This window comes from Pontibacillus sp. ALD_SL1, from assembly GCF_017355605.1.
The window spans coordinates 1621302-1633036 of record NZ_CP062974.1 but is presented as its reverse complement, the minus strand read 5'-3'; the positions used below and the strand labels follow the sequence as shown (position 1 = coordinate 1633036).

Genomic DNA, 11735 nt, shown 5'->3' with positions numbered 1-11735 from the left:
AGGTGATTACCATGTCTTTTGATGGCGTTGTCACCCGGGCAGTCACACACGAATTAATGGATTCGTTAACTCCCGGACGAATTATGAAGATCTATCAGCCAACGCAAACCGAACTTATTGTCACTATTCGAAGCCAAGGGAAGAATCACTCTGTCTTGCTTTCAGCACACCCTTCCTACGCTAGAATGCACATGACAAAAGATACGTATCAAAATCCAAAAGAACCGCCAATGTTTTGTATGCTACTCCGCAAGCACCTTGTCGGTGGATTTATTGAATCCATCGAGCAGCTTGAAATGGAGCGCGTTATTCAAATAAAAGTCCGTGGAAAAGACGAAATTGGTGATGAAAGAACTAAAACCCTAGTGATGGAAATCATGGGTAAGCATAGTAATATTATTTTAGTTGATCAGGAGCGAGGCATGATCTTAGATAGTATAAAACACGTGTCTCCTTCTCAAAGCAGTTACCGAACAGTACTGCCTGGTCATTCGTACCGTAGACCCCCTGATCAAGGAAAAACGAACCCAATCACATTAGATCCTAAAGATTTTGTGAAGAAACTAGACTTTAATTCTGGTCGTATGGACAAACAAATCATGAGCATTCTTATGGGCTTTTCACCTATGATTGCTACAGAGATCAGCTATCGCGCTCGCCTAGGTTCTGCTACTACCTATCAAGAAACGTTCAGCCGTGTACAGTCTCAACTTATTCATCATGACTACACGCCTCAGTTATTAAGAGGAAAGAAAGAACACTTTTATGTTCTTCCACTTGAATCAATGGAGGCTGAAAAAGAGACGTATAACACAGTGAGCGAACTTCTTGATGCTTACTATAGTGGTAAAGCAGAACGAGACCGCGTCAAGCAACAAGCAGGCGATCTAGCTCGCTTCATGAAAAACGAACGAGATAAGAACATCCGTAAAATCAAAAAACACGAAGAGACTCTTCAAAAAGCTGAAAAAGCAGATGAATACCAGCGACAAGGCGAACTGCTGACCGCTCATATTCATCTTGTTAAACAAGGTGATAAATCCGTGACGGTTGTCGATTATTACGATCCGGAGCAAGGCGAACGCACAATCGAGTTAAACCCTAACAAAACACCAAGCGAAAACGCGCAAAGTTACTTTGCGACGTATTCTAAGATGAAGAAATCGAAAGAGGTTGTTCAAAAAGAGATTCAAAAAGCAGAGGAGGAAATTGCTTATTTCGACCAACTGATTCAACAAATCGAATCAGCTCGCGAAGAAGACGTCGAAGAAATTCGAGAAGAATTGCGAGAAGAAGGCTATATGAAGGCAAAACCGCAACAGAAGAAGAAAAAGAAACCTCAAGCACCTAAGCCAGAAACATATTTTTCTTCCGATGGGACGACAATTCTAGTCGGGAAAAACAATAAGCAAAATGAATATGTAACAACACGCATGGCAAACCGAAATGACTATTGGTTACACACCAAAGACATTCCGGGCTCACACGTGGTCATTCGAAGTGAAGACCCTAGTGAAGAAACCCTGCAAGAAGCAGCTTTACTTGCAGCTTATTTCAGTAAATCAAAAGCTTCTTCATCGGTGCCAGTCGACTACACGTTGATTCGTCACGTGAAAAAACCAAACGGTGCAAAACCTGGTTTTGTAACGTATGACAACCAGAAAACCCTATTTGTAACACCTGAAGAAGCAGCCATTCGCGACCTCAAAAACAACGAAGCAAAAGATTAAAAAAACTCGATCTTGCCCTTGCAAGATCGAGTTTTTCGCATCAAGGGGCTTATATGGAACTGATATGATCAACAACGAACATTAACAAAGCCTTTAAATATATTAAAATAACCAGAAAATCGCCACAAATAGGACGATGGCACCTAGGTAAGTGAAACTAGCATACAGCCACTCCATTTTTTGCTCTCTCCCAATTAACGAGGCGTTCAGCACACCAAATAAGGTAAGAGAAATAATCAGACTGAGAAAAGCTTTTAGATTTATAATAGGAGCGGCCATCGATACGAATATCCAAAAATAAAGATATAAGTAGCATGTGAATACTCCAAGCACTGCGTTACCAATCATTACTGTGGCTTGTTTTTTAAAAGACATGAACTCACGACCTTCATACGTTTGTACATTTGACATGATTGTACAACGGAAGGTTCGTACTAGCAATGCCCTTAAGCTTGGTAATTATATGAAAAGGCTTCTGGGTCTTGATTCCACTCTTTTAGGCGACTGTAGCTCTCGGGAGTCATTTTACCTTGTTCTTTCATCACCTCTAGTAATATAGGAAATGTCGTAAGAGAGTGATACTCAAAAGATGCTTCCTTAAAAGCCTGTTCTGCTTTCTTAAGTTCATATGAAAACAGAGCCTGTACACCTACGACCACAACACCAGCTTCTTGTAAAGCTTGTGCTGAAGCGATCGAACTTTTTCCGGTAGATATAAGATCTTCAATGACAACCGCCTTCTGTCCCCTTTTAATTTCACCTTCAATTCTATTCCCTTTTCCATGCCCTTTTGCTTTATCACGAACATATACCATCGGTAACCCAAGTACGTCCGCTACCCATGCAGCGTGCGGGATACCGGCCGTTGCGCATCCGGCTATAACTTCGACATCAGGGTATTTCACTTGTATATGTTCTGCTAAGGAATGAGCAATCTCTTTTCTCAAAGATACATCACTCATTACAAGCCTATTATCACAGTAGACTGGTGATAGAATACCGGATGTCCATTTAAAAGGTACATCTGGGCTAAATTGTAGTGCCTCTATTTCAAATAGTCGCTTTGCAATTTGTTTATCGGTTAACATACGACCACTCCTTTTCGAATAATTGATACATTTTTTGTGGTTCGTCTGCTTTCGTAACTCCTCTACCGACAACGATAGAATCCACACCAAGGTCTCTCGCTCGATTTGGTGTCACTACACGTTTCTGATCATGATCGTCATTATCTTCTAATCGAATCCCTGGACAGAGGAGATGGAAAGAATCGGGCAATTCTTGGCGTATTGCTCTTACTTCATGTGCAGAACAGACTACACCATTTGCTCCAGCATCATAAGCCATTTGAGCATAATTCACGACAGTCTCTTCCAGTGTCATTTGTATCCCAAGTTCTTCTTGCAACATTTGTTCTGTTATAGACGTTAATTGAGTGACTGCTAAGAGAAGCGGGGGATTCTCTCCTTCCCTTGTTCCTTCAAGGACTCCCTCTTTAGCTGCCCGAATCATTTCACTGCCTCCTGCTGCATGAACATTTACAACATCCACACGTAAAGAAGCAAGATTTCTCATAGCTGATCTTACTGTGTTCGGGATATCATGAAGCTTTAAATCAAGAAAAACTGGATGCCCTTTTTCTTTTAAAGCTCTCACAATTTCAGCCCCCTCTTTGTAGTACAATTCCATGCCTACTTTTACAGGGACGCCTTCAAGTTCGTAATCACGAATAAAGTCAAGTGCATCAGTTCCAGATGGAAAGTCAAGTGCCAGATAAAGAGGTTTCTTCATGTTTAAAGCTCCTTCCAATGCACGCATGTACAGAATCATAGCCATAGCTTTCAAGGAGCTCTGGTAATTGTTCAATTAGCTCAGGACAAATGAGTGGATTTTGGAAATTAGCCGTCCCTACTGCTACTGCACTTGCTCCTGCTAATAAAAATTCGAGTACATCTTCCACGCATGTAACCCCGCCCATACCAATCACAGGAATAGATACAGCCTGACTTACTTGATAGACCATGCGAATGGCTACAGGTTTAATAGAAGGACCTGATAAACCACCTGTCCCATTTGCAAGTATAGGGCGTCCTGTCCCTAGATCTAGCTTCATTCCGACAAGAGTGTTTATCATAGATAGTCCATCTGCACCGGCCTCTTCTACTGCCTTCGCCATCTCTACGATATCGCCTGTATTGGGGGACAATTTTACGTAAACCGGAACTTCACTAACTCTCTTCACTGCTCTTGTTAAAGAAGCCGCTAGTGTAGGATCTGTCCCAAATTGAATTCCGCCTTCTTTCACATTAGGACACGATATATTTAGTTCAAGAGCATTTACTCTATGATGGGCCCCGAGCGCTCTAGCTACTTCTACATATTCCTCTTCAGTACTACCAGCTACATTAGCAAGTACCGGAGTTTCATATTGTTCAAGAAATTTGAGTTCTTCTTCCATAATACGCTTAACACCTGGATTTTGAAGGCCAATCGCATTTAGCATTCCTCCTGATGTTTCAGCAACTCTTGGAGTTGAATTCCCATACCTTCCCTCATTAGTCGCTGCTTTGATGGTAATGGCACCAAGCTCATTTAAATCATAAAATTCACTAAATTCTCGTCCAAATCCGAAACAGCCTGATGCAGGCAAGATTGGGTTTTTTAACTCTAAACCAGGTAAAGAGACTCGTAAGTCCATTACAACACCACCTCTCCAGCAGGGAATACAGGACCATCTTGACAGATTTTCCTATAGCCTTTCGAATCATCAGGGTCACTGGTTTCACACACGCAAGCAAAACACGCCCCCACTCCACAGCCCATTCGTTCCTCGAGCGAGATAAACCCAGGGATCGTAAATGTCTCTGAGACTCCTTTGAGCATTGGCTTAGGTCCACAAGAGAAGTACTGTGTTACATCTTGATCAAGCTCACCGATTAAGTCCGTGACGCGCCCTTTATAGCCGTGACTTCCATCGTCAGTAGTAATCCAAGTTTCCCCCAGCTGACGAAATGCATCTTCATAAAAGACTCCATCTTTACCTTGAAAACCCAGAACAGAAGTGACGGTGTTTCCTTGTTGAACAAGCTCTCGACCAAGGTAGTACAAGGGAGGTACACCTACACCACCACCGATTAGAACAATATGCTCGTTACGAATCCCCTCTATCGGAAAGCCTGTTCCACGCGGGCCAATAACATCAACCGTTTCCCCTATTTTCCTTTCCGAAAGCCACTTTGTACCTTTGCCAACAATCTTATAGATAACCGTGACTATATGATGATCTACATTCGCAATAGACAATGGTCTTCTTAAGACATGTGAAGTCCCATCTCCAACTTTAATGTGTAGAAACTGGCCTGGTTGCTTCATCGATTTGACGAAGCGACCAGTAAGTTTCATTTCGAATGTGTTAGAAGCAATCCATTTATTCTGGAGTACGTGCATGTCGTCCTTCTTTAACATGGTACACTCACCTTTTGTTGTTTCGTCTTTGGCATGGACTGCGCTGTAAAGGTCATTGATTCAATCACTCTTAGTATCGCTGAAGCAGTATCTAAAGATGTCATACATGGAAGGCCATGCTCTACCGCTTCACGGCGAATGCGGAAACCATCTTTTCGTGGTTGTTTGCCTGTTGTTAGCGTATTAATAACCATGTGAACTTGCCCTCTTTGGACTACATCTAGAACGGTTTGTTCTTCTGAACCAATTTTAGCGACTTTTGTGACAGGAAGCCCTTCTTCCTCAAGCGTTGATCCAGTACCTTCAGTAGCATATAGTTCAAATCCAAGCTGATGGAAGCGAGTTGCAAGTTCTAAAAGCTCTTCTTTATCTTTATCTGCTACTGTCATCAAGACAGCTCCATTCCGAGGCACTTCAATTCCCGATGCTGTTAATCCTTTATATAGTGCTTTTTCGAGTGTGACATCACGACCAAGCACTTCACCAGTTGATTTCATTTCAGGCCCAAGATATGTGTCTACACTTCGAAGCTTCTCGAACGAGAAGACTGGCACCTTCACAAAGACTTCATTTGGTTCAGGTAAAACCCCGTCAGAATAGCCAAGCTCTTTTAAGCTTGTTCCTATGATAAGTTCAGTGGCAAGCTTCGCCATTGTTACACCGGTAATTTTACTTAAAAAAGGGACTGTACGACTTGCTCTTGGATTTACTTCGAGTACGTATACTTCGTCATTATGAAGCACAAGCTGAATGTTGATTAAGCCCACAATGCCAAGTTCTCGTGCAATTCGCGTTGTATACTCTACACATTTTTCTTTAATATCTTCGCTTATACGTTGTGTTGGATAGACTGCAATGGAGTCGCCGGAGTGAACACCTGCTCGCTCTATATGTTCCATTATACCTGGTATAACAACGGTTTCTCCGTCACTGATGGCATCCACTTCGATTTCAATCCCAGTCATGTACGTATCGATTAGGACAGGATGATCTTTGTGTACTTTTACAGCTTCTTCAATATAGCGTTCAAATTCAGACTGGTCGTACACAATTTCCATTGCACGCCCTCCAAGGACGTATGATGGGCGCACAACTAGTGGGAAGCCCAGCGTTTCAGATGCTTGCATCGCTTCCTCCGCTGTAGTGGCACAAATACCCTTTGGCTGCGGAATGCCAAGTTTAGAAAGGGTATATTCAAATTTGTCACGATCCTCTGAGCGATCAATAGCCTCTAAAGAGGTTCCTAAAATATTGACGCCTCTTCTAGCTAATCCGTCTGCTAGATTAATAGCCGTCTGCCCTCCAAACTGAACAATAACACCCAATGGTTGTTCTAATTCGACCACATGCATGACATCTTCTAGTGTTAGCGGCTCAAAGTAAAGCTTGTCAGAAATACTGAAATCTGTTGAAACCGTCTCAGGGTTGTTATTCATGATAATCGCTTCATATCCCGCTTCTTTTAGTGCCAGTACGGAATGGACAGTCGCATAGTCGAATTCAACTCCCTGTCCAATCCGGATCGGTCCAGAGCCAAGTACAAGGATCTTCTCCCGCTCCGAGTGAACAGATTCATTCTCCGTTTCATATGTGCTGTAGAAATAAGGTGTGGTGGATTCAAACTCAGCTGCACATGTGTCTACCATCTTATATACTGGAACAATACTTTCATTGGTGCGGTACGTGTATACTTCATCTTCTGTTACATTCCATAAGCGTGCCAACGCAGTGTCTGAAAAGCCTTTTTCTTTAGCGATTTTAAGAAGATCCCTATCCCACGCCTTATTTTCTAATCGATTCTCTAACTGAACAATCCCTTCGAACTTCTCCACAAAGAAAGGATCTATTTTGGTGTGGCGGACGATCTCTTCAGTGGTCATTCCTCTACGTAAAGCTTCTGCAATGATAAACAGCCGCTCATCATCTGCTTTAATAAGTCGTTCTATCATTTCTTCTTGGGTTAAATGCGTAATCTCCTTTAAGTACAACTCTTCTGTTCCAATTTCTAGCGAGCGAACCGCTTTAAGTATAGACTCTTCAAAGTTACGACCAATAGCCATAACTTCCCCTGTCGCTTTCATTTGCGTACCGAGAATACGATGTCCTTTAATAAATTTATCAAACGGCCATCTTGGTATTTTGGATACCACATAGTCTAAAGCTGGTTCAAACAAAGCATAAGATGTTTCTGTCACAGGGTTCTTAATTTCATCAAGAGTTAGTCCAACAGCAATCTTTGCAGCAATTTTGGCAATTGGATATCCCGTTGCTTTTGATGCAAGAGCTGATGATCGACTTACCCTTGGGTTGACCTCAATGATGTAATAGTCAAAGCTGTTTGGATCTAATGCTAGTTGAACGTTACAGCCCCCTTCAATCTCTAGGGCTCTGATAATTTTTAATGAAACGTTCCGAAGCATTTGGTATTCACGGTCACTGAGAGTCTGACTCGGAGCTACTACGATTGAATCGCCTGTATGAATTCCGACCGCGTCGACATTTTCCATATTACAGACCACAATGGCGTGGTCGTTATGGTCTCGCATCACTTCATATTCTATTTCTTTAAAGCCTGCAATATTTTTTTCAATTAGACACTGATTGACAGGCGATAGCTGAAGTCCAGAATGAGCAATGGTTTTAAGGTCTTCCCTTGAGTAACACATTCCTCCACCTGCTCCTCCCATTGTGTAGGCAGGGCGAACAATGACAGGATATCCAATCTCTTCAGCGAATTGAAAGCAATCGTCTACCGTACTGACAATCGTACTTTCTGGAACTGGCTCATTTAACTCATACATCAAGGAACGGAACTTCTCCCGATCTTCAGCTTGCTGGATGGCTTCTAGGGATGTGCCTAGTAACTCAACATTAAAATCTTTTAAGATTCCAGCCTCTTCTAGTTGCACAGCCATATTCAGACCCGTTTGACCTCCAAGTGTAGGTAGAAGGGCATCTGGTTTCTCTTTACGAATAATTTTTGCTAGGAATTCTACAGTTAAAGGCTCCATGTATACTTCATCCGCTATCGTTTCATCTGTCATTATCGTAGCCGGATTGGAGTTTGCAAGAATGACTTCATAGCCTTCTTCTCTTAGCGACTGGCATGCCTGCGTACCCGAATAATCGAACTCCGCTGCTTGACCTATGATGATTGGACCGGATCCAATCACCAATATTTTGTTTATATCTGTACGCTTTGGCATACAACTCGCTCCCTTCTCTTATCTCGTTTCACAATAGATAGGAATTCATCAAATAATCCGTTTGAATCTTCTGGTCCTGGTGCACTCTCGGGGTGATACTGTACAGAAAAGGCTGTATATTTGGGATGAAAAAGCCCCTCTACACTCTCATCATTTAAAGCGTACTGACTAATTTGTAAGTCTGTAGCCTCAACCGATGCTTCTTCCACAGCATACCCGTGGTTTTGACTAGTCATATACACTCGACCCGTTGCTATATCTTTTACTGGATGGTTCGAACCTCTGTGACCAAACTTCATCTTGACCGTATCCGCCCCGCACGCTAAAGCAAAGAGTTGATGTCCAAGGCAGATGCCAAACAGAGGAAGTTTCCCGAGCACCCCCTGAATCATTTCTACAGCTTCAGGTACATCTTTTGGATCTCCTGGTCCATTAGAAAGCATGACGCCGTCTGGCTTTAGTTTTAATATATCTTCAGCAGTGGTGCTATATGGAACAACCGTTACATGACAGTTACGCTTTGTGAATTCTCTTAAGATCCCATGTTTCATACCGTAATCAACAAGTACAATTCGTTCTCCCCGACCTGGTACCACATATGGCTTAACGGTTGAAACACGTTGAACCTGATCTGTGGGGAAACTCTCATTTTCTAGTGCTGCTAGCACTTCTTTAGGAGATTGTTCAATCGAAGCAAAAGCGCCCTTCATTGTTCCATACTGGCGGATCTTCTTCGTTAACATCCGGGTGTCTATACCACTAATTCCAGGAATATCTCTTGCCTTTAAATAAGCATCTAGTGTTTCTTCAGAGCGGAAGTTACTCGGATGATAGCACGCTTCTTTCACAACAAGTCCGCTTACAAATGGATTAATCGTTTCGAAATCTTCTCGATTAATACCGTAATTTCCTATTAAAGGGTACGTTAACGTTATGATTTGTCCGCAGTAAGATGGGTCAGAAAGAATTTCCTGGTACCCTGTCATCCCTGTATTGAATACGACCTCACCGCTTGTAAGGTTTTCACTTCCAAGGGCTTCTCCGATAAATACTGTTCCATCTTCAAGAATAAGTTGTCGTTTCATGTGTTTCTACCCCTTTCCAAATCACTTCTCCATCAACCATTGTTAGAACGGGTCTACCCGTTACTTGCCACCCACTAAAAGGAGTGTTCTTCCCTTTTGATGCAAAATCTTCTGTATTCACCTCTGCCGTTGCCTTAAGATCTAAAAGCACCAAGTCAGCAGGTGCTCCTTCTAGAAGTGTGCCATACGGCAATCCAAACACTCTAGCCGGCTTATGGCTGATCCAGTTTACCAACTGTTGCAATGTCCACCGCCCTGTTTTTACAAAATGGGTGAATAACAAGGAGAATGCCGTTTCGAGCCCAACGATACCGAAAGGGGCACTTAAAAATCCGCCTTCTTTCTCTTCGTCTGTATGAGGAGCGTGATCCGTAGCGATAAAGTCAATTGTCCCATCTTCTAACCCTTCAATAAGCGCAAGTTGATCTTCTTGGGCACGAAGCGGAGGGTTCATTTTAAACAGGGCATCATCCCCCGGAATATCTTCTTCTGTTAGCAAAAGGTGGTGAGGGGTAACTTCTGCTGTTACGTGGATTCCAGCCCGTTTGGCATCTCGAATCACACGCACCGATTCTTTCGTGCTTACGTGACAGACATGGTAGTGACATCCTGTGGCTTCTGCAAGCAAGACATCACGAGCAATTTGAACAGATTCACAGATTGAAGGGATACCTGGAAGTCCCAGTTCTCTGCTCCTCTCCCCTTGGTGCATAACGCCCCCGTGAATTAGGGAGTTGTCTTCACAATGAGCTACCACGGACATATTCAGGGAAGCGGCTCTCTTCATTGCCTCAAGCATCATCCCAGCAGACTGAACACCTACTCCATCATCTGTAAATGCAAACGCTCCATTTTCCTTTAAAACTCTCATATCTGTTAACTCTTGCCCCAGCTGCCTTGTTGTAATCGATGCGTAAGGCAAGACACGAACACTTGCTTTTGTTTTGATTTTTTCCTGCAGCGCTTTTAAATGTTCCTCGCTATCAGGGACAGGCCTGGTATTTGGCATGGCACAAACTGTCGTGAATCCTCCACGAGCAGCTGCGTTTGTACCGGTTTCAATCGTTTCTTTCTCTTCTCCACCAGGTTCACGCAGATGGATGTGAACGTCCACAAAGCCAGGAGCCACTACGCATCCTTTACCATCTATCATTCTGTCTACAGCTAGTTCTTCTGAAGTAAACCCTTTAATGGTCTTTCCATCAACGATTAGATTGGTCAATTCATTATTGTGTAAGTTGTGTACATTTTTGATTAGTGTATGCATGTGTTTTACCCCCTTCTTGTAATGCCGCTCGCAGCATGGCCATACGCACATAAACCCCGTTTTCCATTTGAGCAAAAATGCGTGAGCGCTCCCCTTCAACCAGTTCACTCTCAATCTCTACTCCCCTGTTCACTGGTGCCGGATGCAAGATAATACTATGTGATTTCATTTTCTGTTCCCGATCTGACGTTAAACCGTACTGTTGTAAGTATAGAGACTGATTGCCTTTTTGATTGTGTCGCTCATTTTGAATACGTAAGAGCATAAGAGCATCTGCTTGTTGCACCGCCTCATCTGTTTCTAGATAAGGAAAATCAAGTGTATTGTCTTTCCACTCTTTAGGCCCTGATAAGCTGACTTTCGCCCCTAAATGACTCAGTGCGTATGCATTTGAACGCGCTACTCGACTGTGTTTGACATCTCCTGATATGACCACATGCACATCTTTAAAGGTTCCAAACTCTTCATAGATGGTGTAGAGGTCTAACAAACACTGTGAAGGATGTTCACCTTTACCATCACCGCCGTTTAAGATCGGGATTGATACCCCGTTGACCAGCTCATGATAATAACCTTCTTTCGGGTGACGGATAACCACCGCAGAAGCACCTAGAGATTCAGCTGTTCGAACAGTATCGTAAAGGGATTCGCCTTTTTGAACACTCGAACTCTCTGGAGAAAAATCCAGAACGTCTAACCCTAATCGCTTCTCTGCGACTTCAAAGCTCATCTTTGTTCTTGTGCTAGGTTCAAAGAATAAGTTTGCTACAAAGGTTGGTTTAGCTCGGAAAGATTGAACTTTTCCATCTTTCATCCCTTTTGCTTGTTTTAGCAAGTTATAAATCTCTTCGTTCGTGAAATCATTCATCGTAAGAATGTGTTTCATGCTACTCTCCCCTTTCTGGTTTTAGAAAAGGTATAAAAAAACCAGCACCCTGTGATAAGGATGCTGGTTAAACTGGGTCCGTGATTTTATAAAAAA

10 protein-coding genes are annotated in these 11735 nt (G+C 42.8%); 1 reads left to right on the top strand and 9 read right to left on the bottom strand.

The features are described from left to right. Window positions 1-11 precede the first annotated feature (11 nt). A complete protein-coding gene (locus IMZ31_RS08220) occupies window positions 12-1730 on the top strand; it encodes an Rqc2 family fibronectin-binding protein (RefSeq protein ID WP_207530040.1) in 1719 nt (572 codons plus the stop codon). A gap of 102 nt (window positions 1731-1832) precedes the next feature. On the opposite strand, the gene IMZ31_RS08215 is transcribed toward IMZ31_RS08220, so the two are convergent. The 9 genes from IMZ31_RS08215 to IMZ31_RS08175 form a co-directional block, all read right to left on the bottom strand. After that, the gene (locus IMZ31_RS08215; protein WP_207530039.1) at window positions 1833-2105 is read right to left on the bottom strand and encodes a hypothetical protein; all 273 of its coding nucleotides are present in this window, start codon (window positions 2103-2105) and stop codon (window positions 1833-1835) included. A gap of 71 nt (window positions 2106-2176) precedes the next feature. Then, window positions 2177-2818 (bottom strand): orotate phosphoribosyltransferase, encoded by a 642-nt coding sequence (gene pyrE / locus IMZ31_RS08210; RefSeq protein ID WP_207530038.1) that lies wholly within the window; start codon window positions 2816-2818, stop codon window positions 2177-2179. Further along, the gene (gene pyrF, locus IMZ31_RS08205; protein ID WP_207530037.1) at window positions 2805-3521 is read right to left on the bottom strand and encodes an orotidine-5'-phosphate decarboxylase; all 717 of its coding nucleotides are present in this window, start codon (window positions 3519-3521) and stop codon (window positions 2805-2807) included. Before pyrF ends, pyrE begins: the two co-directional genes overlap by 14 nt. Further along, the gene (locus tag IMZ31_RS08200; RefSeq protein ID WP_207530036.1) at window positions 3493-4428 is read right to left on the bottom strand and encodes a dihydroorotate dehydrogenase; all 936 of its coding nucleotides are present in this window, start codon (window positions 4426-4428) and stop codon (window positions 3493-3495) included. Before IMZ31_RS08200 ends, pyrF begins: the two co-directional genes overlap by 29 nt. Further along, a complete protein-coding gene (locus IMZ31_RS08195; protein ID WP_207530035.1) occupies window positions 4428-5195 on the bottom strand; it encodes a dihydroorotate dehydrogenase electron transfer subunit in 768 nt (255 codons plus the stop codon). Before IMZ31_RS08195 ends, IMZ31_RS08200 begins: the two co-directional genes overlap by 1 nt. Continuing rightward, entirely contained in the window at window positions 5189-8401 is a 3213-nt protein-coding gene (gene carB / locus IMZ31_RS08190) for a carbamoyl-phosphate synthase large subunit (RefSeq protein WP_207530034.1), read from the bottom strand. The genes IMZ31_RS08195 and carB overlap by 7 nt, the downstream gene beginning before the upstream one ends. Beyond that, a complete protein-coding gene (locus IMZ31_RS08185; protein WP_207530033.1) occupies window positions 8380-9486 on the bottom strand; it encodes a carbamoyl phosphate synthase small subunit in 1107 nt (368 codons plus the stop codon). Before IMZ31_RS08185 ends, carB begins: the two co-directional genes overlap by 22 nt. Further along, window positions 9464-10753 carry a dihydroorotase gene (locus IMZ31_RS08180; RefSeq protein ID WP_207530032.1) on the bottom strand — a complete coding sequence of 430 codons (1290 nt, stop codon included), beginning with the start codon at window positions 10751-10753 and terminating at the stop codon, window positions 9464-9466. The genes IMZ31_RS08185 and IMZ31_RS08180 overlap by 23 nt, the downstream gene beginning before the upstream one ends. After that, the gene (locus tag IMZ31_RS08175) at window positions 10713-11639 is read right to left on the bottom strand and encodes an aspartate carbamoyltransferase catalytic subunit (RefSeq protein WP_207530031.1); all 927 of its coding nucleotides are present in this window, start codon (window positions 11637-11639) and stop codon (window positions 10713-10715) included. The genes IMZ31_RS08180 and IMZ31_RS08175 overlap by 41 nt, the downstream gene beginning before the upstream one ends. Between the last annotated feature and the right edge of the window lie 96 nt (window positions 11640-11735).

Coding starts and splice junctions, on each gene's coding strand:
- IMZ31_RS08220 (WP_207530040.1), top strand. CDS start 12: ATGTCTTTTGATGGCGTTGTCACCCGGGCAGTCACACACGAATTAATG.
- pyrF (WP_207530037.1), bottom strand. CDS start 3,521: ATGAAGAAACCTCTTTATCTGGCACTTGACTTTCCATCTGGAACTGAT.
- IMZ31_RS08215 (WP_207530039.1), bottom strand. CDS start 2,105: ATGTCTTTTAAAAAACAAGCCACAGTAATGATTGGTAACGCAGTGCTT.
- IMZ31_RS08195 (WP_207530035.1), bottom strand. CDS start 5,195: ATGTTAAAGAAGGACGACATGCACGTACTCCAGAATAAATGGATTGCT.
- carB (WP_207530034.1), bottom strand. CDS start 8,401: ATGCCAAAGCGTACAGATATAAACAAAATATTGGTGATTGGATCCGGT.
- IMZ31_RS08185 (WP_207530033.1), bottom strand. CDS start 9,486: ATGAAACGACAACTTATTCTTGAAGATGGAACAGTATTTATCGGAGAA.
- pyrE (WP_207530038.1), bottom strand. CDS start 2,818: ATGTTAACCGATAAACAAATTGCAAAGCGACTATTTGAAATAGAGGCA.
- IMZ31_RS08180 (WP_207530032.1), bottom strand. CDS start 10,753: ATGCATACACTAATCAAAAATGTACACAACTTACACAATAATGAATTG.
- IMZ31_RS08200 (WP_207530036.1), bottom strand. CDS start 4,428: ATGGACTTACGAGTCTCTTTACCTGGTTTAGAGTTAAAAAACCCAATC.
- IMZ31_RS08175 (WP_207530031.1), bottom strand. CDS start 11,639: ATGAAACACATTCTTACGATGAATGATTTCACGAACGAAGAGATTTAT.